At 62.6% G+C, this 26,579-nt stretch carries 21 protein-coding genes; 15 read left to right on the forward strand and 6 right to left on the reverse strand.

Annotated features, from left to right (window positions below; all coding sequences use genetic code 11):
- Positions 1-41: 41 nt before the first annotated feature.
- Complete coding sequence (locus HU762_RS02065) at positions 42-1,811, reverse strand: sigma-54-dependent Fis family transcriptional regulator (protein ID WP_186632218.1); 1,770 nt, start codon at positions 1,809-1,811, stop codon at positions 42-44.
- 283 nt (positions 1,812-2,094) lie between these two features.
- On the opposite strand from HU762_RS02065, the gene HU762_RS02070 reads away from it, so the two are divergent.
- From HU762_RS02070 to HU762_RS02095, 6 genes are all read left to right on the forward strand, one after another.
- The gene (locus HU762_RS02070) at positions 2,095-3,567 is read left to right on the forward strand and encodes a benzaldehyde dehydrogenase (RefSeq protein WP_186632221.1); all 1,473 of its coding nucleotides are present in this window, start codon (positions 2,095-2,097) and stop codon (positions 3,565-3,567) included.
- A 72-nt stretch (positions 3,568-3,639) separates the two neighbouring features.
- Positions 3,640-4,407, forward strand: a complete 768-nt coding sequence (locus tag HU762_RS02075; protein ID WP_186632224.1) for a coniferyl-alcohol dehydrogenase — start codon at positions 3,640-3,642, stop codon at positions 4,405-4,407.
- 77 nt (positions 4,408-4,484) lie between these two features.
- Positions 4,485-6,134: a DUF1302 domain-containing protein gene (locus HU762_RS02080; RefSeq protein WP_186632227.1), complete on the forward strand. Its 1,650-nt coding sequence runs from the start codon at positions 4,485-4,487 to the stop codon at positions 6,132-6,134.
- Positions 6,135-6,149: 15 nt separating this feature from the next.
- Entirely contained in the window at positions 6,150-7,511 is a 1,362-nt protein-coding gene (locus tag HU762_RS02085) for a DUF1329 domain-containing protein (RefSeq protein ID WP_186632230.1), read from the forward strand.
- A 68-nt stretch (positions 7,512-7,579) separates the two neighbouring features.
- Complete coding sequence (locus HU762_RS02090) at positions 7,580-8,683, forward strand: YCF48-related protein (protein ID WP_186632233.1); 1,104 nt, start codon at positions 7,580-7,582, stop codon at positions 8,681-8,683.
- A gap of 52 nt (positions 8,684-8,735) precedes the next feature.
- Positions 8,736-11,156, forward strand: coding sequence for an MMPL family transporter (locus tag HU762_RS02095; protein WP_186632236.1), 2,421 nt, complete (start codon positions 8,736-8,738; stop codon positions 11,154-11,156).
- Between the two features lie 155 nt (positions 11,157-11,311).
- On the opposite strand, the gene mhpT is transcribed toward HU762_RS02095, so the two are convergent.
- Positions 11,312-12,538 carry a 3-(3-hydroxy-phenyl)propionate transporter MhpT gene (gene mhpT / locus HU762_RS02100; protein ID WP_186632239.1) on the reverse strand — a complete coding sequence of 409 codons (1,227 nt, stop codon included), beginning with the start codon at positions 12,536-12,538 and terminating at the stop codon, positions 11,312-11,314.
- Between the two features lie 312 nt (positions 12,539-12,850).
- Between mhpT and HU762_RS02105 the strand changes: the two genes are divergently transcribed.
- The gene (locus HU762_RS02105; protein ID WP_186632242.1) at positions 12,851-14,158 is read left to right on the forward strand and encodes an OprD family porin; all 1,308 of its coding nucleotides are present in this window, start codon (positions 12,851-12,853) and stop codon (positions 14,156-14,158) included.
- 77 nt (positions 14,159-14,235) lie between these two features.
- Here HU762_RS02105 and HU762_RS02110 read toward each other — a convergent pair whose 3' ends face one another.
- Complete coding sequence (locus tag HU762_RS02110) at positions 14,236-14,724, reverse strand: MarR family transcriptional regulator (RefSeq protein ID WP_186632246.1); 489 nt, start codon at positions 14,722-14,724, stop codon at positions 14,236-14,238.
- A gap of 214 nt (positions 14,725-14,938) precedes the next feature.
- Between HU762_RS02110 and HU762_RS02115 the strand changes: the two genes are divergently transcribed.
- The 4 genes from HU762_RS02115 to HU762_RS02130 all read left to right on the forward strand — a co-directional run bounded on the left by HU762_RS02115 (position 14,939) and on the right by HU762_RS02130 (position 20,150).
- Entirely contained in the window at positions 14,939-15,769 is an 831-nt protein-coding gene (locus tag HU762_RS02115; RefSeq protein WP_060839785.1) for a p-hydroxycinnamoyl CoA hydratase/lyase, read from the forward strand.
- Positions 15,770-15,874: 105 nt separating this feature from the next.
- Positions 15,875-17,323: an aldehyde dehydrogenase gene (locus HU762_RS02120; protein WP_186632248.1), complete on the forward strand. Its 1,449-nt coding sequence runs from the start codon at positions 15,875-15,877 to the stop codon at positions 17,321-17,323.
- 148 nt (positions 17,324-17,471) lie between these two features.
- Positions 17,472-19,349, forward strand: a complete 1,878-nt coding sequence (locus tag HU762_RS02125; RefSeq protein WP_186632251.1) for an AMP-binding protein — start codon at positions 17,472-17,474, stop codon at positions 19,347-19,349.
- 87 nt (positions 19,350-19,436) lie between these two features.
- Positions 19,437-20,150, forward strand: coding sequence for a GntR family transcriptional regulator (locus tag HU762_RS02130; protein WP_186611947.1), 714 nt, complete (start codon positions 19,437-19,439; stop codon positions 20,148-20,150).
- 17 nt (positions 20,151-20,167) lie between these two features.
- Here the strand turns inward: HU762_RS02130 and HU762_RS02135 are convergent, their stop codons facing one another.
- From HU762_RS02135 to HU762_RS02145, 3 genes are all read right to left on the reverse strand, one after another.
- Positions 20,168-21,118 (reverse strand): PDR/VanB family oxidoreductase, encoded by a 951-nt coding sequence (locus HU762_RS02135; RefSeq protein WP_186632253.1) that lies wholly within the window; start codon positions 21,116-21,118, stop codon positions 20,168-20,170.
- The gene (locus HU762_RS02140; RefSeq protein ID WP_186632256.1) at positions 21,115-22,200 is read right to left on the reverse strand and encodes an aromatic ring-hydroxylating dioxygenase subunit alpha; all 1,086 of its coding nucleotides are present in this window, start codon (positions 22,198-22,200) and stop codon (positions 21,115-21,117) included. Before HU762_RS02140 ends, HU762_RS02135 begins: the two co-directional genes overlap by 4 nt.
- A 126-nt stretch (positions 22,201-22,326) precedes the next feature.
- Positions 22,327-23,232 (reverse strand): LysR substrate-binding domain-containing protein, encoded by a 906-nt coding sequence (locus HU762_RS02145; RefSeq protein WP_186632259.1) that lies wholly within the window; start codon positions 23,230-23,232, stop codon positions 22,327-22,329.
- A gap of 158 nt (positions 23,233-23,390) precedes the next feature.
- Here HU762_RS02145 and HU762_RS02150 point away from each other — a divergent pair, with 158 nt between their 5' ends.
- Genes HU762_RS02150 through HU762_RS02165 form a run of 4 tightly spaced genes read left to right on the forward strand, consistent with a single transcriptional unit; the run spans position 23,391 to position 26,544 of the window.
- Complete coding sequence (locus HU762_RS02150; RefSeq protein ID WP_186632262.1) at positions 23,391-24,515, forward strand: FAD-dependent oxidoreductase; 1,125 nt, start codon at positions 23,391-23,393, stop codon at positions 24,513-24,515.
- On the forward strand, positions 24,505-24,831 hold the full coding sequence (locus tag HU762_RS02155) for a (2Fe-2S)-binding protein (RefSeq protein ID WP_186632265.1): 327 nt from the start codon (positions 24,505-24,507) through the stop codon (positions 24,829-24,831). Before HU762_RS02150 ends, HU762_RS02155 begins: the two co-directional genes overlap by 11 nt.
- On the forward strand, positions 24,824-26,197 hold the full coding sequence (locus tag HU762_RS02160) for an FAD/NAD(P)-binding oxidoreductase (RefSeq protein WP_186632268.1): 1,374 nt from the start codon (positions 24,824-24,826) through the stop codon (positions 26,195-26,197). Before HU762_RS02155 ends, HU762_RS02160 begins: the two co-directional genes overlap by 8 nt.
- Positions 26,194-26,544, forward strand: a complete 351-nt coding sequence (locus tag HU762_RS02165) for a RidA family protein (protein WP_186632270.1) — start codon at positions 26,194-26,196, stop codon at positions 26,542-26,544. Before HU762_RS02160 ends, HU762_RS02165 begins: the two co-directional genes overlap by 4 nt.
- The last annotated feature ends 35 nt before the right edge of the window (positions 26,545-26,579 follow it).

Below are 26,579 nucleotides of genomic sequence, written 5' to 3' on the forward strand. Positions count from 1 at the left end.
CGGAGCCCGCCACAAAAGTGGCAGGAGCACAGGCCTTTTGTTCATTCGCCGACGCGTTGATGCTTCTTCAACCGATAGGCGAACTGCGCCCGACTCAGCCCCAGCGCCCTGGATGCGGCCGCCAGGTTGCCGCTGTTCAGTTGCAAGGCTTCGTTGATCAAGCGTGACTCCAGGCCGTCAATGGAAAAATCTGCGTCCAACTGACTAAGGGACTTCAGCAAGGGTGTCTTTGCCGCGCCTTCGCCCGTCGTGGCGCCCAATGGTGACAAGCCGCCGTGGTCGTCGACCGAGTACGCGTCCACCGGCAATCGCTCGTCGCGAAACAAATGCATCAGGTCGATGGCCTGGCCTTCTTCGCTGGCAATCAGGCCCCGTTCGATGAGGTTTTGCAGCTCCCGCACATTGCCCGGAAAGTCATAGCGCAGCAGGACCTTCAAAGCGCGCATGGTCAGGCCCACCGGCTTACGACCGTATTCCAGGCAAAACCGCTTGAGGAACGCGTTGATCAGCAAGGGGATGTCATCGCGGCGATCGCGCAAGGGCGGCAGGGCGATGGGATAGACATTGAGTCGATAGAACAGGTCTTCCCGGAACTCGCCTTGCTCCACGGCTTTGCGCAGGTCGATATTGGTCGCCGCCACTACCCGTACGTCAACCTTGATGCCATGTCCGCCACCGACCCGTTCGATCTCCCGTTCCTGCAATGCGCGCAACAGCTTGCCTTGGCCGGCCAGGCTCAAGCAGGTGATTTCGTCAAGAAACAGTGTGCCGCCGTGGGCACGTTCGAAACGGCCGGGGCGTGAATGGGTTGCGCCGGTGTAGGCGCCGCGCTCGACGCCGAACAGCTCGGCCTCGATCAGGTTGTCGGGGATGGCCGCGCAGTTGAGCGCGATGAAGGGGCCTTGGCGGCGACGGCTGAGTTGATGCAACTGGCGGGCGAACATTTCCTTGCCCACGCCGGACTCGCCGGTAACCAGCACCGTGGCGGGTGTCAGGGCGACTCGCTGCAAGGCCAGCGTCGCCGCGTTGAACGCCGAACTGGCGCCGATCAAGGGCTGTTCGCTGTCAGGCAGCGGTTCGCTGGCGGCCAAACGGTCGGTACGTGCATCGGGCGGCGGGGCCGTCGCCGGTTGCGAGGCATTGAGGTAGCTCAGGTCGCGCTCGACGTCTCCCCACTGCTCGGCAGTCTTGCCGACGACACGGCAGCGTTCGTGCCCCATGCCCCGGCATTCCACTTCGCGAAAGATCACCAATTGCCCGAACAACCCACTGACGAAACCGATGGCATAGCCCAGCTCGGTCCAGCACACCGGATCCTGCCCGGTGCCATAGGCGGCGATATGTTCGTCGGCTTCGCAGGAGTGATGCCAGAGGAATTCCCCCTCGTAGAATCCCGATTGCGCATCAAACTTGAAGTGCAGCGGTTCGACCTTGGTCATGCCTTCGAGTGTATGCAGGTGCGTGCCCGCGCGAAACACCGCCGCCGCATCCGCGTGAGGCCAGCGTTCACGAATCAGCCGGGCGTCCCGGGCGCCAGAGCAATAGCCGGTGCGGGTGAGCATGCCCCGGGCCTGTTCCAGTCCCTGGCGCTCGATGATTTCGCGGCGCAAGGCGCCGAAAGACGAGCTGTGCAGCAGCAACATGCGCTGGTCGTTGAGCCAGATACGCCCGTCGTCAGGGGAGAAAAACAGGCAGTTGGTCAGTTCCGCCGGTGTCGGCGAGCTGCTGTCGGTCAGTTCTTTGCTGTCGCCCCGTGGGCGAAAAGGCTCGGTAGCAATCCGTTCCGGCAGCGGACAGTGGGGATTATTCATTGTTATGCCCCTGATGGCGGTAGTCGAAATGAGCACCTGGCGAGATAGTTATTAAGCATAACTTTATCAAATGAACAAGTGGCGATCGGCCAGTGGCGGGGTCAGCGGATGCAGTGTGCTCGTCGGGTCCGTCCAAAAGTGTTGATCCAGAGCCTTGCGCCATGTTTGTGCGGGCCCGGGAGCGAAACCGGCACACGGCTTGCTCAAGCACTTGCACGGCGTTTGCCCGAGCGCTGGCAAGGCGCGGCAAACGATGACAACAACAAAGAGCCGGGAGCTTCAAATGTCTGCATCCGAAAACCACCTGTTAGCCCAGGTGATTGCGTCCGAATCTATCTTCAACGGGGACTGGGTGCGTGCCTCGGGCCCGCTGCTGTCGATCATCGAGCCGGCCACTGGCGAGGCGCTGATGCGCAGTGCCACGGCCGATGCCGCCGATATCGCCAAGGCCTGCCGCGACGCCGCCCTGGCGCAGCCTGCCTGGGCCGCGCTGGGACCACGGGAACGGGCGGCAATCTTTCGCAAGGCGGCTGATGTGGCCGAACAGTCCTTCGCGGAACTGGCACTGTACGTCGCCCGGGAAACCGGCGCGGCGCTGTTCAAGGGCCAGCACGAGGTGCGTGAGGCGATCGTCCTGTTGCATCAGGCAGCCGGCATGTTGTCCCAGGCGCATGGTGTGGTGTTGCCCAGCGAAGCAGGGCGCCTGTCCTATGCGCGACGCTTGCCCCACGGGGTGATTGGCGTGATCTCGCCGTTCAATTTCCCATTGGTGTTGTCGATGCGCTCCGTGGCGCCTGCGCTCGCGGCGGGCAACGCGGTGGTGCTCAAGCCCGATCCGCAGACACCGGTCAGTGGCGGTTTTCTCATCGCCCGGCTGTTCGAGGTCGCAGGCTTGCCCAAGGGACTGCTTCAAGTGTTGCCCGGCGCGGCGGATGCCGGAGAGGCGCTGTGCCGTGACCCGAATGTTCAAATGATCGCCTTCACCGGCTCGACCGGTGCGGGTCGAAAAGTGGCCGAAGTAGCCGGGCGCAACCTGAAGAAAGTTGCCTTGGAACTGGGCGGCAAGAACCCATTGATCGTCCTTGAAGACGCCGACCTGGACCTCGCCGCCCGGAACGCTGCCTGGGGTGCCTGGCTGCATCAGGGGCAGATCTGCATGGCGACCGGATTGATTCTCGCCCATCAATCCATTGTCCAGGCGCTGACCAGCAAGTTGGTGGAAAAGGCCCGGGCGTTGACCGTGGGTAACGCCGCCCGCGAAGAAGCGGCGTTGGGGCCATTGATCAATCAGCGGCAGTTGCAACGCGTGCATGCCATCGTCCGCGACAGCGTAGACGCCGGCGCAACGTTGGAAACAGGCGGCGAGTACGACCAATTGTTCTATCAGCCTACCGTGCTCAGTGGCGTGAAGCCGGGCATGCGTGCCTTTGAGGAAGAACTTTTCGGCCCCGTGGCGACGGTGGTCAGTTTCACCACCGACGAGCAAGCCATCGAGTTGGCCAACCGCACCGAGTACGGGCTTTCGGCGGCAGTTATTTCGCCATCGGTGGGCCGGGCCATGGCCATCGGCGAGCGGTTGCAGTGCGGCATGTTGCACATCAATGACCAGACCGTCGCCGATGAATGCATCAACCCGTTCGGCGGGCGCGGTGCCTCGGGCAATGGCGGCAGCGTCGGCGGCCCGGCGGACTGGGACGAGTACACCCAATGGCAGTGGGTGACAGTCAAGGACAAGGCGCCGATTTACCCGTTCTGACCGGCCGGTTTCCTGCAGGGGCCAATGAGCTGAGGCCCCTGCGAGCACACAAAAACAATAAGAGGACTCAACATGAAACTCGACAACAAGATTGTGCTGGTGACCGGTGTCTCGTCGGGTATTGGCGCTGCCACGGCGAGCCTGCTGCGCGCCCATGGCGCCCAGGTGATTGGCGTGGACCTCAAGGCCCCGCACATGACCCTGGACGGTTTTGTGCAGGCCGATCTGAGCAGCGCCGAGAACATCGAACGATTGCTGCCACAGCTGCCCGCGCGGTTCGACAGCCTCTGCAACATTGCCGGCGTGCCGGGCACCGCCGATCCGCAATTGCTGGCGCGGGTCAATTACCTTGGGTTGCGTCACTTGAGCCACGCATTGCTGCCACGAATCAACGCTGGCGGCAGCATCGTCAACGTCACCTCAATCCTCGGCGCCGAGTGGCCGTTACGTCTGGAGCAGCACAAGGCGCTGGCGCGCACTGACGGTTTCGCCGCCGGCCAATCCTGGTTGGCCGACCACCCGGTGCCGGACCAGACCTGCTACCAGTACTTCAAGGAAGCCTTGATCGTCTGGAACTACCTGCAAGCCCAGCCCTGGTTTCTTGAGCATTCGGTGCGCATGAACAGTGTCGCGCCAGGTCCCGTGTTCACACCCATCCTCGACGACTTCGTGAGCATGCTTGGGGAGGCGCGGACCCAGGCCGATGCCCATCGCATGAAGCGTCCGGCGTATGCCGATGAGGTGGCGGCGGTGATCGCTTTCCTGTGTGCCGACGAGTCGCGCTGGATCAACGGCGTCAACTTGCCGGTCGATGGTGGGTTGGCCTCCACCTACGTCTGAAATGAGCCCCAACGCGAGCTGCTACCTAAGCGTTGGCAGCAAAGCCATGCCAAAAATAACAATAATGAGAGCGCCCCATGGATAACTTCAAAGATTGCTTTCGTTTCAAGCACTGCGCCCTGTTCCTGGCGTTGTGCAGCACCGGTGTGATGGTCGAAAGGACCGAGGCCATGCAAATGGACCTGGGTGACTCCGACTGGAAACTGCGCTGGGACAACACCATCAAGTACAGCCAGGCCTGGCGCCTGCAAGGGCAGGACAGCCGCTTGGTCAACGCGCCAACCGCCAACGGCCTTTACCCCTCGATCCAGAGCCAGGGCGACAAGAACTTCAGCCGCGGCTTGGTCTCCAACCGCCTGGACCTGTTTTCCGAAATGGACCTCAGCCGGCAAAACTACGGACTGCGGGTGAGCGGCGCGGCCTGGTACGACGATATCTACAACCAGGACACCGATAGTCGCGAGCAACCGCATTTCCTCAGCGAAACCCGCGAGCTCCACGGTCGCGACGCGGAAATTCTCGACGCCTTCGTGTTCGTGCGCGGGGACCTCGGTGAAGACTCCCAGGGCGTGGCGCGCCTGGGCCGGCACAGCCTGATCTATGGGGAAAGCCTGTTCTACGGTGGCAACGGCATCGCCAATGCCCAGGGCCCGACCGACGTCGTCAAGTTGCTCAGCGTGCCGGGCACTCAGTTCAAGGAAATCCTGCGCCCGGTCAACCAGATCTCCGGGCAATTGCAGATCAACCCGCAGCTGTCGGTGGGCGCTTACTATCAGTTCGAGTGGGAGCGTTCCAACCTGCCCGGTGCCGGCAGCTACCTGAGCGATGTCGATGCGATCGGTTACGGCAGCGGTCCGTTGCGCGAAGTGTTCGGCAACGACACGGTGAATGGCGGCGACCTGAAACCACGCAATTCGGGGCAGGGCGGCATGCAGATCCGCTATAAACCGAGCGGCACCGAGCTGGAGCTGGGTTTCTACGCGGCCCAGTATCACGATAAAGCGCCAATCGGGTTGTACGCCTACCTGGACGGTCCGGCGGCAGCGGCCACAGGGTTGCCGATCCTGGGCTCCTATCGCCAGGTCTACGCCGAAGACATCAAGACCGCCGGCGTCAGCTTCTCCACCGCTTATGGCCCGTTCAACTTTGCCGGTGAAACCTCGTTGCGCTGGAACGCGCCGCTGGTGAGCAACCTGCAAGTGGTGGCCCCCGGTGTGGAGGCCGATGGTGGCGACAATGAACTGTTCGCCAGGGGTAAGACCGCTCACGCCAACCTGTCGGCGATTTACCTGCTGTCGCCCACCGCATTCTGGGACGGCGGTTCGGCCCTGGCCGAACTGGCCTGGAACCGCACCCTGAGCGTGACCAAGAACCCGGCCGCCCTGGATTCCAACACCACCCGCGATGCCACGGCGCTTCGGGTGCTGCTGGAGCCGGCGTATTTCCAGATTATCGACGGGATCGACCTGACGGTGCCGATCGGCATGGGGATCGTGCTCGATGGGCGCTCATCGGCAGTCAACAAATCCGGCTTCGGCAACACCCATTCCGGTGACTGGAGTGTCGGGCTCAAAGCCACCTACCTGCAACGCTGGGACGTCGGCCTCAATTACGTGAACTTCTTCGGCGCCCCGAAAGCCGGGCTGCGCGAGGACGGCAATTTCAGTTACGGACAGTCGTTGGCCGACCGCGACTTCGTCTCGCTCTACGTGAAAACCTCATTCTAATAAGGTGGATTCGCCATGCAGAACACAGCTTTCCTGAACACCTGCGTCCTGACCCTGGCCCTCGCCGGCATGGGGCTGGCGCAGGCAGCGGTGTCGCCCGAACAGGCCGCCCGTTTGAAAACCGATCTGACTCCCCTGGGCGGCGAGCGTGCCGGCAATGCCGATGGCAGCATCCCGGCGTGGCAGGGCGGTTACACCCAGGTCACGCCCGGCTACAAACCGGGTGACAAGCGCCCCGATCCATTCGCCGGTGAGAAACCGCTGTACTCGATCAAGGCCGCGAACATGGAGCAGTACGCCGGCGAATTGGCCGAAGGCACCAAGTTGCTGCTGAAAAAGTACCCCGACTACCGCCTGGACGTTTACCCGACCCATCGCTCGGCTGCCGCGCCGCAATGGGTCTATGACAACACCAGCAAGAACGCTACCCGCGCCACCCTGGACGTGGACAGCGAAAAAGTCTCCAACGCCTATGGCGGCATTCCGTTCCCGATCCCGGAAAACGGTGCGCAGGTGTTGTGGAATTATCGATTGTCCTGGCAGGGCGGCGACACCATCAGCTCGCCTTTCGATACTTGGCTGATGACCGCCGGTGGCAAGAAAGTCCAGGCGACTCGAGCTCAATACACCTACCAGTTTCCCTACTACGTCGAAGGCGGCAGCCTGGAAAGCTATTCGGGCAAGTACCTGCTGGGCAAGCTGTTTACCGAGTTGCCGTCGTCCAAGGCCGGTGAAGGCCTGATGACCCATTGGGACCTGGACCCGTCCAATCGAGCGGCCTGGCAGTACCTGGTCGGTCAGCGCCGGGTTCGCCGCGCACCGAACATTGCCTATGACACGCCGGACTTCGTGACCTCCGGCGTCGGCCTGTTCGACGAAGCGTTCATGCTGTTCGGGCCGACCGATCGTTATGACCTCAAGCTGGTGGGCAAAAAAGAGCTGGTCGTCGCCTACAACAATAACCGCGCCGCGCTGGCCAAGAGCGACGACCTGGTCAAGGCGAACTTCCTCAACCCCGACCTGGTGCGTTGGGAGAAGCATCGGGTCTGGGTGGTCGAGGCCACGCTCAAATCTGGCAAGCGCCATGTCGTGCCACGTCGCACTTACTACGTCGACGAGGACTCCTGGCAGATCCTGATGGCCGACGGTTATGACGCCCAAGGCAAGCTCGGCCGGCAGATGTATTCGCTGACGCTGCTGGCACCGGACCTGCCGGCCCTTACCGCACAGGTGATGTGGGGCAGCTACAACCTCGACACCGGGGCCTACTTCCTCAACTCATCGAGCAACGACCTGGCGGTTCAGTACCAGAAAGTCGCGAAACCTTCGGCGTCCTATTTCACCCCGGATGCCATGGCCAACGAAAACATGCGCTGAACCTGTGGCGACTGTGGCGAGGTGAGGCTCACCGCGGTCGCTTACGATTTTCCAGGCGGGATGAAGACATGAGAGCTGAAAGAAACTTTGTGAGTCGCGGTCCGCTTTGGGGGGCGTGCGCCCTGGCCTTGTGCCTCTGGGCAAACGTGTCCGTCGCCGCGCAGCCAATGACATTCGCAGTGCTGCAGCAACCGGCACTGCCGACCGCCAAGGCCCAGCGCGCGGTATTGCTTGGGCTGGCCCGGGCCGGCGAACGCCTGGTGGCGGTCGGCGAGCGCGGGATCGTGCTGCTCTCCGATGACGCTGGCGCGACTTGGCGCCAGGCCAAGGTGCCGGTCAGCGTCAGCCTGACGGCGGTGCAATTCGTCGATGCCGAGCAGGGCTGGGCCGTCGGCCATCTGGGCGTGGTGCTGCACACCCAGGATGGCGGCGAGACCTGGCAGAAGCAACTCGACGGTGAACGTGCCATCGCCCTGGCGGCGCAGGTCGCCGGACGCGATGCCGGCAGGCCGGGCGGCGGCGCCAATGTCGCGCAGGCACGGCAGATGCTCGATGACGGACCGGATAAGCCGTTTCTCGATTTGTATTTCAGTGACCGCCTGAACGGCTACGTCGTGGGCGCCTACAACCAGATCTACCGGACCAACGACGGTGGCCGAAACTGGCAGCCGTGGATGGGACACGTGGACAACCCGCAAGGCTTGAACCTGTATGGCATCCGCGCCGTGGGCAACGCTCTGCTGCTGGTGGGCGAGCGCGGCCTGCTGTTGCGTTCGACCGATGCCGGGCAGTCTTTCCAGGCGTTGAAGTCACCTTACGAGGGCAGCTTTTTCGGCCTGCTCGGCATCCGCGATGGAGGCTTGGTTGCCTACGGTCTACGGGGCAATGCCTGGTGGTCAGACGACCGTGGCGACAGTTGGCGACGCCTGGAAACCGCTATCGAATCGACGCTGTCGACGGCGCTTCAATTGCGCGACGGCAGCCTGCTGTTGGCCAGCCAGGGCGGAGAGCTTTTATTCAGTCACGACCAGGGTCGCAGCTTTGACAGGCGACAAAGCCGCAGCGGCGGGACGGTCGCCGCCGTGCAACAGGCGGTCGACGGCAGTCTGGCCAGTGTCGGTTTGAGCGGCGTGGCCGCCGACCAGGATCCGCTGGCCTCGGGTAAACCTTGAAACTTCACGGTGTAGCGCTATCGGGCCACGGCTCGTGCAACAGGAGTCAAACTTGAAAGACGACAGAACCCAAACCGTGATCGGCCGCCAGGAAGACTTCGACCGGGCCTCGGGCAACTTCGCCGAGCGGGCGATCTTCAACCATCGACCGCTGGTGGTCCTGCTGTGCCTGCTGGTGACGCTGGTGCTCGGCTGGCAAGCCACGCGCATCGGCATCAATGCCAGCTACGAGAAGACCATTCCCACCGGGCATCCCTACGTCGCCAATTTCCTTGAGAACCGCAGTGAGTTGAGCGGCCTGGGCAACTCGCTGCGCGTCGCTGTGGAGGTCAAGCAGGGGAGCATCTTCACCAAGGATTACCTCGACACCCTGGCCAAGCTCAACGATGAGCTTTACCTGCTGCCAGGTGTCGATCGACCCTACATGAAGTCGTTATGGACCCCGACTACGCGCTGGACCGCCGTGACTGAAGAAGGGCTCGATGGCGGCACCGTCATTCCTGACGACTACGATGGCTCGGCGACCAGCATCGAACAGGTGCGGACCAATGTGGCCCGTTCCGGTGAAGTCGGTCAGTTGGTGGCCGGCAATTTCAAGTCCAGCGTGATCTTCGTTCCTTTGTTGGAAATCAATCCGCAGACGGGCAAGGCGCTGGACTATGGCGATTTCTCCCGGCAGTTGGAGGCGTTGCGCGACAAGTACCAGACTGACGACCTGCGAATCCACATCACCGGTTTCACCAAGATCGTCGGCGACCTGATCGAGGGGATGACTCAGGTCCTGCTGTTCTTCGTGGTGGCGGTGCTGGTGACGGTCCTGGTGCTGTTTGGCTACACCCGTTGCGCGCGCAGCACCCTGGTGGTGGTGACGTGCTCACTGGCTGCGGTGCTCTGGCAACTGGGCCTGCTTGCCTTGCTCGGTTACGAGCTCGATCCGTACTCGGCCTTGGTGCCGTTCCTGGTGTTCGCCATCGGCATGAGCCACGGCGCGCAGAAGATGAACGGCATCATGCAGGACATCGGCCGTGGCACTCACCGGGTGGTCGCCGCGCGTTATACCTTCCGTCGGCTGTTCGCCGCTGGCATCACCGCGTTGCTGTGCGATGCGGTGGGCTTCGCCGTGTTGCTGCTGATCAATATCCGGGTGATCCAGGACCTGGCAATCACCGCGAGCCTAGGTGTGGCGGTGCTGATCTTCACCAACCTGATCCTGCTGCCGATCCTGCTCAGCTACATCGGCGTCAGCCCGGCGGCGGCGCAACGCAGCTTGAGTGCGGAAACCACCGAGCAGCAGGCGCAGGTCAAGCATCCACTGTGGCGTGCACTCGATCTGTTCACCCAGCGACGCTGGGCCATTGGCGCCATGCTGGTTGGCTTGCTGCTGGCCGCGTTCGGTTTTGCCGTGAGCCTGCACCTGAAAATCGGCGACCTGGACCCTGGCGCTCCGGAGCTGCGGGCCGACTCGCGTTACAACCGCGATGCGCTGTTCATGACGCAAAACTATGCGGCCAGCTCGGACATCTTCGTGGTCATGATCAAGACCCCAGAGGATCAATGCACCCGTTACGCCAGCCTGTCGGCGGTGGATGCGCTGGCCTGGCAATTGGAGCAACTGCCTGGCGTGGAATCGACCACCTCGATGGCCGCGCTGAGCAAAATCGCCACGGCCGGTTACAACGAAGGCAACTTCAAATGGTACGAACTGATCCCCAACGACGGCGCGCTGGGCGCGGTGCAAACCCGTGCGCCGCGAGAACTGTTCAACCAGGGTTGCTCGATGCTCTCGCTGTACGTCTACCTGTCCGATCACAAGGCTGACACCTTGAACCGCGTGGTGGAGGCCAGTGAGAAATTCATCGCTGGGCACTCGTTGCCAGAGGTCAAATTCATGTTGGCAGCCGGCAGCGCGGGGATCGAAGCGGCGACGAACATCGTGGTGAAGAAGTCCATGCGCGAGATGCTGTTCTGGGTCTACGGTGCGGTCAGCCTGCTGTGTTTGCTGACGTTTCGTAGCTGGCGCGCGACCCTGTGCGCGATGCTGCCGCTGATGCTCACTTCTATTCTGTGTGAAGCGCTGATGGTGGGGTTGGGCATGGGCGTGAAAGTCGCGACATTGCCGGTCATTGCATTGGGCGTGGGGATCGGTGTGGATTATGCGCTGTATGTGTTGAGCGTGATCCTGGCGCGGATGCGTGCCGGCGATACGTTGGCCCAGGCGTATTACCAGGCGCTTTTGTTCACTGGGAAAGTGGTGTTGCTCACGGGGATGACGTTGGCTGTGGCGGTATCGACCTGGGCTTTTTCGCCGATCAAGTTTCAGGCTGATATGGGGATTTTGCTGGCCTTCATGTTTTTGGTGAACATGCTGGGGGCGTTGATCCTGTTGCCGGCGTTGGCTTGGTTGCTGTTGCCGGAGAGGGTGTTTTTAAAAAAACCTGTGCTTAGTCGGCGGGAGTGGTGGGTTAAGGGGTGATAGGGTGTTTTGATCGTTCCCACGCTCTGCGTGGGAATGCATCCCGTGACGCTCTGCGTCACCTTCCAGAAGCGGAACGCGGAGCGTCCCGGGCGACATTCCCACGCAGGAGCGTGGGAACGATCGGTATGTATTATCAGCCTTGAAAATCAGAATCAGGAGCTCCCAGCAACAGCCCCAGAACCCGCCAACCGCGACCCAGTCGAACGCCGAATCACGCCAAGAATGGCCACCGTAGCAATCACCAACCCGGGCGAAGTCGCGAGCAACACGGCGGTAGTACCACCCCCAGCCGCAAGGATCTGCCCGGCCGCCAAAGGCCCGGCCACCGAGCCCAGGCGTCCGATGGCCACCGCGGCACCGACACCTGTCGCGCGAACGACGGTCGGGTAGGAGGGCGGTGCCAAGGCGTAGAGCACCAGTTGCGCTGCCATGACGAACAACCCAGCGGCAAACCCGGCAATAGCCATCGGCACGATGCCGACTGACACCCCGACCCCGGCCAGGGCGCTCAGCAGGCCGGCGTAAACGAACACCACCACCTTGCTGCCATTGCAGCGGTCCAGCAACAGCCCGCCGACCAGCGAACCGAGGGTGCCGCCGATGTTGAACAGCATCTGCACCAAGCCGGCCTGGGGTTTGCTGAAGCCCTGTTCCAACAGCAGGGAAGGCAGCCAGTTAAGCAACATGTACATGACCGTCAGGGTGAAGAAATAGCTCAGCCAGAGGCCCAGGGTAGTGAGGCCTCGCCCTTCGCCGAATAGCGCCTGGCCAACAGAACCGCGGACTTCGCCGCCAGCGTCCCGAACCTGCTTGAACGCGCTGGACTCCGGTAGCCACAGCACCATCAACGGCACCACCAGCAAGGGCGCCAGGCCGCCGATCAAGAAGGTCATCTGCCAGTGCTCGCCGAACGTCATCGCGACCACCGCCGCCAGCGCGCCACCAAGCGGAACGCCGGCATACATCACGCTGATGGCCGTGCCGCGTCGTTGTTCGCCCACCGCCTCGGCGCACAAGGCGATGAGGTTAGGCAGGGCGGCTCCGAGGCCGAGGCCGGTCATGAAACGCACCAACAGCAGGGTGGAATACTGTTCGACATAAGCGGTGCCGAGGGAGAACACACCGAACAGCAGGACCGCGGCGACGAGGATTTTCTTGCGTCCGATGCGATCGGCGATCCAGCCGCCGAAGAACGCACCCGGTAGCAGGCCGATGATGCCGGCGCTAAAGACCCAGCCCATCATTTTCGGGTCCAGGGTAAACGTCTGGCGCAAGCCGGCAGCGGCGGTGCCGGCGGACTGAAGATCAAACCCTTCGATCAACGCGACGATGAAACACAAAGCGATGGTCAACGTCGCACGACGCGGCGGACGGTTCATGGCAAATCCTCTTATTGTTGTTGTCGGGGCTGCGGTTTGACAGGAAACCGGCAGCGCAGGATTAGATTAACAAAGCTAACTAAAAAATGAATCGCACGAAACCAACAGGCAAAAACGCCTGTTTTCTATTTCAAATCAATAAATTGACGCAGGCAGGGTAGCCAGCGGGGATTTTAGTTAACGATATTAATGTTCGATTATCGGTCACTTCGGATTGACGAAGCACCCGCGCCGTTTCCATTCTCTGTCCGCACCGCCCCAACATCCGGGGCTGCCTCGATCGAAAACAACAACAAGAAGCGGACATCGAACATGCCAGATCTCATAAGGGACGCCCATGGGGCGGGCTCAGTTTCACCCCTCATTCATTGGTTGGCCGGCGCCGGGCTGGGCCTTTTCTGCAGCGTGTCGCAGGCCGAAGGCTTCATCGACGATAGCCACGGCACGCTGACCCTGCGCAATTACTACATGGATCGCGACTACAAGGACGACGGCGCCAAGACTGCCGCGCGGGAATGGGCCCAGGGGGTCTTCATGAACGTGGAGTCGGGGTTCACTCCGGGGACGGTCGGGTTTGGCCTGGACGTGAGAGGATTGCTGGGGATCAAGCTCGATTCGTCACCGGATCGCAGCGGCACCGAACTGTTGCCCGTGTCCAGCAGCGACAAGCGCGCGGCGGATGAATATTCCCGCTTGGGCCTGACCGGCAAGCTGCGTTTCGGGCAAACAACCGTGAAGACCGGCGACGTGTCGATTTTCCTGCCGTTTGCCTTCGCCAGCCCGTCTCGGTTGCTGCCCCAGACGTTTCGTGGGACGACACTCAGTTCCAAGGACATTGACGGTTTGACGCTGAATACCGGCTACATCGATCGCATCGCCCGGCGCGATTCCACCGATTACCAGCCGATGACCATCGCCTCGCCCAATCGCCGTTTCAACGGCTCGGCAACCTCGTCTCACATGGCTTATGCCGGCGGCGATTATCAGGTCAACAAAGACCTCAGCCTGCGCGCCTACCACGCCGAAGTGGCGGACTTGTACCAGCAGAACACTCTCGCGTTGCTGCACAACCTGCCCCTCGGCGATGGCGTGCTGACCACTGACTTGCGCAGTTTTTTCAGCGACGAAGAGGGCGCCGCCAAGGCCGGCAAGGTGGATAACCGCAACGTTTCGGCCTTGGTCGGCTATCGCTTCGGCGGGCATCGCGTCAGCCTGGGTTATATGCACTCCAGCGGCGACACGGCGACGCCTTACGTGTCTGGCACCGAGTTGATGGGCTTGAGCGAGATGACCATGAGTTCGGACTTCCTCAACGCCAAGGAGCGTACCTGGCAGGCGATTCACGACTACGATTTCGCCGCCGTCGGCGTGCCTGGCCTGCGAACCCGGTTGCGCTACGTGCGCGGCGATCATATTGAGCTGGCGGCCCTCAATGCCGAGGATCGCAAGGAGCGCGAATTCCAGATGGAACTGGGCTATGTGATTCAGAGTGGTCCGCTGAAAAATGTCGGATTGCTGGCGCGCAAGTCGATCTATCGCAACGACTTTCCGGGCACGGCGGCGTTTCGCGACGAGAACCAGACCCGTTTCCTGGTGACGTACAGCGTGCCGATTTGGTGACTTGGGGAAGACTTCCTGTGAAAGAGCTCTTGTGGCGAGGGGATTTATCCCTTCGCCACAGGGGGAGCGGTGTTCTTCTACTGGTAAACCTTCTTCAACAACCGCAGCAGCTCTTCCCGCTCGGTACCGTTGAGCGCAGCGGTGGAATCGAGGTCACTCTGGGCGGCGATCTGCTTGAGCTCCTTGAGCAGCGTTTCGCCGGTCTTGCTCAGGAAAATCCCGTAGGAGCGCTTGTCCGGCTTGCAGCGCACCCGCACGGCCAAGGCGCGGCTTTCGAGTTTATTCAATAGCGGCACCACTTGCGGCGGCTCGATGGCCAATGCCTTGGCCAGGTCCGCCTGCATCAAGCCGGGGTTCTGGTCGATGATCGCCAGGGCCGAGAACTGCGCGGGTCGCAGGTCGTGGACCGCGAGCCGGCCGATCAGGTTCTGGAACAATTTCAACTGGGCGCGGCGCAGGGCATAACCAATCAGGTCATCCAGCGCGGAGTCCATCGGCGCCTGCGTGTCGGTACTGTCGGCCAGGGGCTCGGCAGCGGGTTCGGCAAGCTTGGAAGACTTGGCCATCGAAAGGTGCATCCTCAAGGTCAGTGATTAACAAGGCTATCCAGTTTGCCGAGGTTGCCGCGCGGTGGCTACGGTCGTATGGATTTTTTCTGATTCGCGGGTTCATTCAATCGGACCAAAAATTACAGGTAAATCGATTAATAGTTAATTGACATAACTAATATTCAAGGTTAGTTTTTGTTCATCTTCAGCCAAGAACAAGAGAGCACGCGCCATGAGCAATTACGAAGGTCGCTGGACAACCGTCAAGGTCGAGATCGAGGAGGGCATCGCCTGGGTCATCCTCAATCGCCCGGAAAAACGCAATGCCATGAGCCCGACCCTCAACCGCGAGATGATCGATGTGCTGGAGACCCTGGAACAGGACCCGGCCGCTGGCGTGCTGGTGCTGACTGGCGCTGGTGAAGCGTGGACCGCCGGCATGGACCTCAAGGAATATTTCCGCGAAGTGGACGCCGGGCCGGAAATCCTTCAGGAGAAGATCCGTCGCGAAGCCTCGCAATGGCAGTGGAAACTCCTGCGCATGTACGCCAAGCCCACCATCGCGATGGTCAACGGTTGGTGCTTCGGCGGCGGTTTCAGTCCGCTGGTGGCGTGCGACCTGGCGATCTGCGCCGACGAGGCGACGTTCGGCCTGTCGGAAATCAACTGGGGCATTCCGCCCGGCAACCTGGTCAGCAAGGCGATGGCCGACACCGTGGGGCATCGCCAGTCGCTGTACTACATCATGACCGGCAAGACGTTTGGCGGGCAGAAAGCCGCCGAAATGGGCCTGGTCAACGAAAGCGTGCCGTTGGCGCAGTTGCGCGAAGTCACCATTGAGCTGGCGCGCAACCTCTTGGAGAAAAACCCCGTGGTGCTGCGCGCGGCCAAGCATGGCTTCAAGCGCTGCCGCGAACTGACCTGGGAGCAAAACGAGGATTACCTCTACGCCAAGCTGGACCAGTCGCGCTTGCTCGACACTGAAGGTGGTCGCGAGCAGGGCATGAAACAGTTCCTCGACGAGAAGAGCATCAAGCCGGGCCTGCAAGCCTACAAGCGCTGAGACATCCGCGCGGCGGGCGCCATCGTGCGCCCGCGGGCTGTTCGTCCAAGGCCCTCGGCGCTACTGTGAACGTGTTCCCGATAAAGACAAAAAAGAGGAATCACCATGCTGGACGTGCCCCTGTTGATTGGCGGCCAGTCGTGTCCCGCCCGTGACGGCCGGACCTTCGAGCGCTGCAACCCGGTGAGCGGTGAAGTGGTGTCTCGCGTGGCCGCCGCCACGTTGGAAGACGCCGACGCCGCCGTGGCGGCTGCGCAAGCGGCGTTTCCCGCCTGGGCGGCGCTTGCGCCCAACGAACGTCGCACCCGCTTGCTCCGCGCGGCCGAGCAGTTGCAGGCCCGCAGCGGCGAATTCATTGCCGCCGCCGGCGAGACCGGTGCCATGGCCAATTGGTACGGTTTCAACGTGCACCTGGCGGCAAACATGCTGCGCGAAGCAGCCTCCATGACCACCCAGATCAATGGCGAAATTATTCCTTCGGACGTGCCCGGCAGTTTCGCCATGGCCTTGCGTCAGCCCTGCGGCGTGGTGCTGGGCATTGCGCCATGGAACGCCCCGGTGATTCTCGCCACCCGCGCCATTGCCATGCCCTTGGCTTGCGGCAACACCGTGGTGCTCAAGGCCTCGGAAATCAGCCCGGCGGTGCATCGGCTGATCGGCCAGGTGCTGCAAGACGCAGGTTTGGGTGACGGTGTGGTCAACGTCATCTGCAACGCGCCGGCGGATGCGCCGGCCATCGTCGAGCGCCTGATCGCCAACCCGGCGGTGCGCCGGGTCAACTTCACCGGCTCGACTCATGTCGGACGCATCGTTGGCGAACTGTCGGCGCGCCACCTCAAGCCGGCACTGCTGGAACTGGGCGGCAAGGCGCCGCTGCTGGTGCTGGACGACGCCGATCTGGACGCAGCGGTGGAAGCGGCCGCCTTCGGCGCCTACTTCAACCAGGGCCAGATTTGCATGTCCACCGAGCGGCTGATCGTCGACGCCCGCGTGGCCGATGCCTTTATCAGCCGACTGACCGCAAAGATCGCTACCTTGCGCGCCGGCGACCCTTCGGCGAGCGATTCGGTGCTCGGTTCGCTGGTGGACGCCAGCGCGGGGCAGCGCATCAAGGGGCTGATCGACGATGCCCTGGCTAAAGGCGCGAAGCTGCTGGCGGGCGGTCAGTTGGACGGCAGCATTCTGCAGCCGACCTTGCTCGATGGCGTCACCGCCGAGATGCGCCTGTACCGCGAAGAGTCCTTCGGACCGGTGGCGGTGTTGCTGCGCGGCGAGGGTGATGAAGAGCTGCTGCGCCTGGCCAACGACTCCGAGTTCGGCTTGTCCGCGGCGATCTTTAGCCGCGACACCAGTCGCGCCTTGGCCTTGGCCCAGCGGATCGAGTCGGGCATCTGCCACATCAATGGCCCGACGGTGCACGACGAGGCGCAAATGCCTTTCGGCGGGGTCAAGTCCAGCGGTTACGGCAGCTTCGGCGGCAAGGCGTCCATCGAGCATTTCACTCAGTTGCGCTGGGTGACGATGCAGAACGGCCCCCGACATTATCCGATCTGAAACCCACGGCACTACGGGCGGCTGAGCCCTGAAAGCCGCCGCCCGCCGCAGGCCAGACATAACAAAAAATTCCAAGGCCGCAGCCACACGCTGCCACGCTCGGCTCGTTTTGCGCGACCCGAGCGTGCCTTGATGGAGGAGATGCACCGTGAGTTCCGAGTTCAGATCATCCTCCCGGCCCGAGCCTGTGCGTTATCGCCAGGTGTCGATCGGCCATCCAGCCGTTGAAGTGCGCGAAGAGCAGGGCGTTCTGCACATGCGCTCCCTGGAACCGCTGGCTCCGCTGCCGGCGCGTTTGCTCGATCGCCTGGTGCACTGGGCGCAGGTACGGCCAGACCAGACGTTCATTGCCGCCCGCGAAGACAAGGGTGAGTGGCGTCACGTCAGCTATGCACAAATGCTCGACAGCGTGCGAGCCATCGCCCAAGGCCTGCTGGCGTATGGATTGTCGGCGGAAAAACCCTTGGCGTTGCTGTCGGGCAACGACATCGAGCACCTGCAGATGGCGTTGGGGGCCATGTACGCCGGTATTCCTTACTGCCCGGTTTCGCCGGCCTACTCGCTGTTGTCCCAGGATTTCGCCAAGCTGCGGCATGTCTGCGACGTGCTGCAGCCGGGGCTGGTGTTCGTCAGCGACGCGGCGCCGTTTGAGCGCGCGGTCAACGCCGTGTTGCCGGCGGAGATTCCATTGATCACCCTGCGCGGCGAGATGGCGGGGCGCGGACGGACAAGCTTCGCCAGCCTGCTGGCAGAGCCGGGCGGCATCGAAGCCGAGCGTGCCTTCGCCGCCACCGGCCCGGACAGTATTGCCAAGTTCCTGTTCACGTCGGGTTCCACCAAACTGCCCAAAGCGGTAATCACCACTCAGCGCATGCTTTGCGCCAACCAGCAGATGCTGTTGCAGACCTTTCCGGTGTTCGGCGAAGAGCCGCCGGTGCTGGTGGACTGGTTGCCGTGGAATCACACGTTCGGCGGCAGCCATAACGTCGGTATCGTGCTGTACAACGGTGGCACGTTCTATCTCGACGATGGCAAGCCCACCGTCCAGGGCTTCGCTGAAACCTTGCGCAACCTCAAGGAAATTTCCCCGACGGCCTACCTGACCGTGCCCAAGGGCTGGGAAGAGTTGGTCAGCGCCTTGGAACAGGATGCCGAGTTGCGCGAGCGCTTCTTCAAACGCATCAGCCTGTTTTTCTTCGCCGCGGCGGGCCTTTCGCAAAGCACCTGGGATCGACTCGACAAAGTGGCTGAACAGCATTGCGGCGAACGAATCCGCATGATGGCCGGCCTGGGGATGACCGAAGCATCGCCGTCCTGCACCTTCACCACCGGACCACTGTCGATGGCTGGCTACATCGGCTTGCCGGCGCCGGGTTGCGAAGTGAGAATGGTGCCGGTGGACGGCAAGTTCGAAGGACGCTTTCGCGGGCCGCACATCATGCCCGGCTACTGGCGATCGCCCGAGCAGACCGCCGAGGTGTTCGATCAGGACGGCTTCTATTGCTCGGGTGATGCCATCAAGCTCGCCGACCCCGCCAACCCACAGCTGGGGCTGATGTTCGATGGGCGGATTGCCGAGGATTTCAAACTGTCCTCCGGGGTGTTCGTCAGTGTTGGGCCGCTGCGCAACAGGGCGGTGCTGGAAGGCACGCCTTATGTGCAAGACCTGGTGGTGACGGCACCGGATCGTCCGTGCCTGGGCGCATTGGTACTGCCACGCCTGCACGAATGCCGACGCCTGTCGGGCCTGGGGCCGAAGGCCAGTGACGCCGAGGTCCTGGCCAGCGCGCCGGTGCGCCAGTGGTTCGCCGATTGGCTGCGCCGCCTGAACCGCGAAGCCAACGGCAACGCCAGTCGCGTCGAATGGATCGCGCTGCTGGATGAACCCGCGTCCATCGACCGAGGGGAAATCACCGACAAGGGTTCGATCAATCAGCGGGCGGTGTTGCAATGGCGCGCGGCGAAGGTCGAGGCGCTGTACCGGGGCGAGGACCCGACGATCCTGCGCGCCGGACCGGTCGGCTGACACTGCTGCGTTGTGGGCGCGAGTACGCTCGCCCCCACAATTGATTGCAATTACTATGGCGGCTCTCTCTTCTCTGGAATCACCTGGATGAGCAAGCCCGGCCAAACGGTCCTGGTCGCATTGCGTCGCATGATCGCCTCCGGCGAGCTGGCGGCGGGCGAGCGGCTGATGGAAATTCCCACCGCGCAATTGTTCGGCGTCTCACGGATGCCGGTGCGCATGGCGTTTCGCACCCTGGAGCAGGAAGGGTTGCTGGTGCGTTTTGGCGGGCGCGGCTTCCAGGTACGTTCGGTCAGTGCCGAGGAAATCGCCGGGGCGGTGGAAGTGCGCGGCGTGCTCGAAGGGCTCGCCGCCCGGCAAGCGGCCGAGCGCGGTCTGTCCGACGAGGCCCGTCGCACGCTTGAACGGTGCCTGGTACAGGGCGACGAACTGTTCGCAAAAGGCTATGTGACCGAAGAAGACTTGGAGGTCTATCACGACCTCAACATGCGTTTTCATCAAGTCATCGTCGCAGGCAGCCACAACCCGGCCATCGCCGATGCCCTGGCGCGCAATGACCACCTGCCATTCGCCTCAGTGACCGCCCTGGCGGTGGATCGCCAGAACATGGCCGGCGAGTTCCGCCGCTTCAATTACGCCCACATGCAGCATCACTCGGTGTTCGACGCGCTCGTCAGCCGCCAGGGTGCCCGCGCCGAAGCGATCATGCGCGAGCATGCCAACGCGACGTTGCGTTACGCCGAGGTATTCGGCTCGGCGTTGGCGGATGAGCGGATGAAGGTGATCCTTCGGTCAGAATGATGTATCCATTGTGGGGCTTAGAGATCCAGCACCAACAACGGCGTCCGCGACCTCGAACAGCACGGCGTGAATTGATCATTGAGCGCCTGCTCGGCCTCGGTCAGGAACATGTCACGGTGTTCCGGCACGCCTTCCAGCACGCGGGTCAGGCAGGTGCCGCAGACGCCTTGCTCGCATGAGATCGGCACCTCGACGCCATGGCTTTCCAGCACCTGCACCACGCTGTGGTCCGCCGGCACCTCGAACACGAGGCCGCTGCGAGCCAGTTTCACCGAGAAGCTGCCATCGGCCGAGGTGTCCGTCGGCGCGGCGGCGAAGTATTCCCGGTGCAGGTTGGGCTCTTGCCAGCCTTGGGCCTTGGCGGTGTCGAGGACGTGCTGCATGAAACCACCTGGACCACATACATAGAGGTGCAGGTCGTCGCCGGGGCAAGCCAATACCCGCGCGGCATCCAGTGCCGTGGTGGGCTGTTCATCGAAGTGCAGGAACACCCGGTCGGCATAAGGCGACTGCTGCAAGCGCTCGACAAAAGCCGCGCGCTCCCTGGACCGCGCGCAGTAATGCAACGCGAACGCGGCGCCGCTTTGGGCCAGGTGCTCGGCCATGCACAGGAGCGGCGTGATGCCGATGCCTCCAGCAAACAGCAGGCTGCGTCGGGCCTGCGGGGCGAGGGCGAACAGGTTGCGCGGTTCGCTGATCAGCAATCGGGTTCCTGGCTGGATCTGTTCATGCAAACTGCGTGAACCGCCACGTGACGAGGGATCCTTGAGCACGCCGATGAGGTAGCGATGCCGTTCCTCCGGGTGGTTGCACAGCGAATATTGGCGGATCAGCCCATCGGGCAAATGCACATCGATATGGGCACCCGCCGTGAAAGGCGGAAGTGGCTGACTATCGATACTCGTCAGCTCGTAGCTGCAAATGTCGAGGGCTTCATCGCGCCGTGCGGCGACTTGGACTTCGATCATGGCCGTTGCTCCGCGTGTTGCGGCTGCTGCGTCGTGGCGATCAACGCCGCCTGCTGCTCACGCTCCCGGGCGATCCAGCGTTCCAGGACCCGACGCGACTGCACGCCGCCGGCGTCAATGTTGAGCTTGAGCAAGTTGCGTTGCGGATGGTCCAGCAGGTTGCGTTGCTGGCGTTCGAGCATCTCCAGGTCTTCGCTGAAAATCTTGCCCTGGCCTTCGCGAATGCTCGCGGTCAACGCGTCGTCCTGGGGCTGGAAGTGCCGGGCCATGCCCCAGAAATACCAGATGGAGGTCTCGGTTTCCGGCGTGATGAAGTCCACCACAATGCTGGATGCCTTGAACTGTGGCGCAGCGTGATAACCGCCATGGCCTGTGTGGGCCACGCCGACTTCGATCAGCACATGGCTGGGCGGGGTGAAGCGACAGATCTGCCAGCGATCCACCGGCACATCGTCGGCCAGGTTGTTGCCACGCAGCGCCATGCGCCAGAACGGCGGGGGCATGATGTTTTCCATGTGGCGGGCGGTGACCACTTCATCACCCTCCACTGTAGTCACCGGCGGTGCCTCGTCGATTTCCTTCTGGCCGATGCTCGAGGCGTGTACATAGGTCTCGTGGGTCAGGTCCATCAGGTTGTCGATCATCAGGCGATAATCGCAGTGGATATGGAACAGGCCGCCGCCATACGCCCATTCAGCGCTTTCCGCCCATTCCAGATAAGGAATCAGCGACGGGTCCGCCAGCGCCTGTTCACCGGGCCAGACCCAGATAAACCCATGGCGTTGCTCGACGGCAAAGGTCTTGTTGCAAGGAAATCCACGTACCCGCTGGCCGGGCATTTCGACGGTCTTGCCATCGCACCCCATGACCAGGCCATGGTAGCCGCAGACGAGATTGCCGTTTTCTACATAGCCCAGCGAGAGCGGGGCGCCCCGATGGGGGCAGAAGTCTTCGACAGCGGCAACTTTGTCTTCCTGCCCTCGGTAGAAGACTATCTTCTCGCCGCAGATCTGCCGACCCAGTGGCTTATCGGCAATCTCATCGGGGGTACAGGCAACGTACCAGGTGTTTTTTGGGTACATGAGAGGGATCTCCAGGCTGGTTTTGTTTTTATCTGTGGATCCATTAACTCTCTTAACTAATTTGCTTGTCAACGTTTTGAAGGGAAAAAAAGACGGGTAGTACGCATCAATGGATCCATTGGCATCCTAGAACCGGTATTGCGTCGGTACCTGCGCCTCGATGAATCGCTGGGTGTGCTCAAGAAAGCTCGCCTGCAGTTTCGACAGCGGTCCGTGGATCGGCAGCAGCATGCTGAAGTCCATCTCAATCGCCGGTTCGAAGGCGCGGAAGACGATGCCGTTGCCTTGGTATTCAACGGCGCTGATGGCGTCCACCAGGGCCACGCCCAAGCCCTGTTCAACGAACATGCACATCGGCAGGGACAGCTGGGTTTCCAGGCGCAGCTCACGTTCCACGCCATGGGCGGCGAAGATCGCGTCGATGTGCTGGCGCGAGCCGATGGACTGCGGGTAGGAAATGAACCGCTCGCCTTGCAAGTCTTCCGGCGTGATCGTCTGGCGGTCCTGCAAGCGATGGCCGGCGGGCAAGGCACAGAGCATGCGTGTCGCCAGCAGCTTTTCGGCGCGGGGGCTTGGGTAGGTGTTCGGCAAGACGATCAGGCCCAGGTCGCAGCGCTGGCCCACCACCAGATCCACGACTTCTCGCGAGGAATGCACGACCAATGAAATTTGCACCTGGTCATGCTCGGCCATGAACGCGGCGATCGCCCGTGGCAGGAACGACAAGCCCATGGCCGGCGCGCAAGCGATGTGCAGCGAACCCCGCTTGAGGTTGCGAATGTCCTGGGCGGTGCGCGCGATACGCTCCACGCCCAGCAGCGAACGTTGCACTTCCTGATACAGGGTCATGGCCTCGGCGGTGGGCTGCAATCGGCCCTTGATGCGGTCGAACAAGCTGAAGCCGATGTCTTCCTCCAGGCTGGCGATCAGCCGGGTCGCGGCGGGCTGGGAGATGTGCAGCATTTCAGCGGCACGGGTCACCGTCTGGCCAAGGATCACTGCGCGAAAGGCTTCCAGTTGACGAAGGTTCATAGCGCGTTCAATCCCATAACAAAAAGACATGAACTTACCAAAATAAAGCATTTCTCAAGCGTAAGTCATCGTCCTAGGATCGGCTGCATTAACTAAATCGAGCCGCAGTGCGCCTACTTGGCGAACAATCCTGCCGGCAAAACGATAAAAGAGCGCTCATGCAAAAAGCTGATGTGATCATTGTCGGCGGTGGCCTGGTGGGCATGTCCATCGCTTATGGCCTGGCCTTGCTAGGACGCCAAGTGAACGTGCTCGATGAGGGCGACGACGCGATTCGCGCCGCCCGGGGCAACTTCGGCTTGCTCTGGGTCCAGGGCAAGGGCTACGGCATGAGCCCGTATGCAACATGGACGCGCGAGTCGGTGACGCTGTGGCCGCGGTTCGCCACAGCGTTGCAGGCCGATACGGGCATTGATATTCATCTGCGCCAGCAGGGCGGTTTCCAGCTGTGCCTGAGCGAGGCGGAGATGGCCGAGGAAGCCGCTCGCCTGGCCTGGCTGCACGAAGCCCTGGACGGTGATTACCCCTACGAGCTGCTGGACGCGGCGCAACTGCGCAGCCGTCTGCCGGGCGTCGGTCCAGAAGTGGTGGGCGGATGTTTTTCGCCCATGGACGGTCACGTCAATCCGCTCAAGCTGTTGCGGTCTCTCTACGCAGCGTGTCGGGCGCGCGGTGTGAATTTGCTCAACGGCTATCACGTCGACGCAATCGAACCTTACGCCGAGGGATTCCAGGTGCGCGCCGGGGACCAGCGCTGGCTTGGCCGGCAGGTCATTCTTGCCGCCGGCCTCGGCAACCGCGCGCTGGGTGCCATGGTCGGCCTGGACGTGCCCGTGCAGCCGAACCGTGGGCAGATCCTGGTGACCGAGCGACTCAAGCCCTTTTTGCATTACCCCACCACTTACGTACGCCAGACCGACGAAGGCACGGTGCAGTTGGGCGACTCCCATGAATCCGCCGGTTTCGACGACGGCACCGGCAGCCAAGTCATGGCCGCTATCGCACGCCGCGCCGTGCAGTGTTTTCCCCAGTTGGGCGATGTACGGCTGGTGCGGGCCTGGGGTGCGCTGCGGGTGATGAGCGCCGATGGGTTTCCGATCTACGAAACGTCCTCAAGCTGCCCGGGCCTGTCGGTCGTCAGTTGCCACAGCGGCGTGACCTTGGCGGCCGCCCATGCCTTGCGCCTGGCCCCGTGGATCGCCGGTGAATTCGATGATCCGGCCGTACAGCCGTTCGGCCTGCACCGCTTCAGTTCGCCAATGGAGGTGCGTCATGTCAGCTGACCGCCTGTTCCGGCCTTTGGCAGCCGCGCAGCACAGCGTGCTGATCGAGATTGAAGGCCAGTCAATGAATGTGCCAGGCGATGTATCCCTGGCGGCGGCGCTGCTTGCCAGTGGCATCCGTCATACCCGTGAAAGCGCCGTCAGCGGCAGGCCCGCGGCGCCGTATTGCCTGATGGGCGTGTGCTTCGAATGCCTGGTGCAAGTGGATGGCCAGGCCAACGTCCAGTCTTGCCTGGTGCCGGTGCGCGCCGGCATGCGTGTGCGCCGCCAACGGGGTGCCGCCAACTTGGCGCAGGAGGAGGGGACCGATGAATAAGCTCGAGATCGATCTGGTCATCATCGGTGCCGGACCAGCCGGCATGAGCGCGGCCGTCGAAGCCAGGGCCCATGGATTGTCGGTAGTGGTGCTGGATGAACAGGCCAGTCCTGGCGGGCAGATTTATCGCCAGGTGCTTCAGGCCGACGCCCGCAGCCGCGCGGTGCTGGGCAATGACTACAGCGCTGGCGCGACGCTGGCGGCAGATTTCCTGCAATGCGGCGCCCGTTACCTGCCCAACGCGGCGATCTGGCAAGTCACGCCGCAACGTGAGGTGCATTACCTGATCGAAGGGCGTGCGCGGGTCATACAGGGGCGACATTTGCTGATCGCCACCGGCGCCTTCGAACGTCCGATGCCGATTCCCGGCTGGACCCTGCCCGGTGTCATGACCGCCGGCGCCGGGCAGATCCTGCTCAAAAGCGCGGCGATGGTGCCGGCGGGTCCGGTGGTCCTGGCAGGTTGTGGTCCGCTGTTGTATCTGCTGGCGGTGCAGTACCTGCGCGCCGGCATCGCAATCGATGCGCTGGTTGATACCAGCAGTCGTCGTGACTTCCCGCGGGCCTGGCGTTTGATTCCCGGGGCGTTGCGCGGCTGGCGCGATTTGCTCAAAGGCGCCGCGTTGCTGGCTGAACTGCAGCGTGCCGGCATCCGTCATTTTCGCCGAGCCAGCAACCTGCGGGCCGAGGGCGAAGGCCGCGCCAGCGCCTTGGCTTTCGACGCGGGCGGGCACGCTCACCGGGTGCCTGCCGAGTTGATCCTGCTGCATCAAGGCGTGGTGCCTCACACGCAAATCAGCTGGTCGCTGCGCCTGGAACATGACTGGAGCGAGTCGCAGCTGTGTTGGATCCCTCGTCGCAACGGCGCGGGCGAAACCAGTACGCCGGGCATTTATATTGCCGGGGACGGCGGTGCCATCGGCGGCGCTCAGGTGGCTCGATTGGAAGGCCGGCTGGCGGCCCTGGCGATTGCCGGCCAGGCCAACCGGATGAGTGCCCTTCACAAAACCTTGCGCCGTGCCCGCGCCGCGCGACCGCTGATCGACGCACTGTATCGCCCCCCGACGCAGGGCTGCATTCCCGACGACGACGTCATGGTCTGTCGCTGCGAAGAAGTCACAGCCGGCGAGATCCGCCGCTATGTCGACCTCGGCTGTCTGGGCCCCAACCAGACCAAGGCTTTCGGCCGTTGCGGCATGGGCCCGTGCCAGGGCCGTCAATGCGGCTTGGCCGTCACCCAGATCATCGCTGCCCATCGCCGCGTGCCGCCCGCCGAGGTGGGCTATTACCGCATTCGCTCACCGCTCAAACCCATCACGCTGGCCCAACTGGCCGGTGAACATCACTCAGTCGAGGAACCGTCATGACCATCCAACGTATCGAAAGCAACCCGCGCCTGAGCCGCAGCGTCGTGCACAACGGCGTGGCCTGGCTCAGCGGTATCGTCGCGGCCGATTGCAGCCAGGACATCCAGGGCCAGACCCGCCAAGTGCTGCAACGGGTCGATGAATTGCTTGCCGCATCGGGCAGCGACAAGCGTCGCCTGCTCAGCGTGCAGATCTGGATGAAAGACATGGGCCGGGATTTCGCGGCGATGAATGCCTTGTGGAGCGACTGGGTCGACGCCGAACACACCCCGGCGCGTGCCACCGCGCAGGTGGCCTTCGACGACCCGCAAATCCTGCTGGAACTGATTGTGACCGCGGCGATTTAACGCCGCCGGACCGCTGCTGTGCCGTTACCGGGCAA

This window comes from Pseudomonas sp. SWRI92, assembly GCF_014268685.1.
GTDB lineage: Bacteria > Pseudomonadota > Gammaproteobacteria > Pseudomonadales > Pseudomonadaceae > Aquipseudomonas > Aquipseudomonas marvdashtae.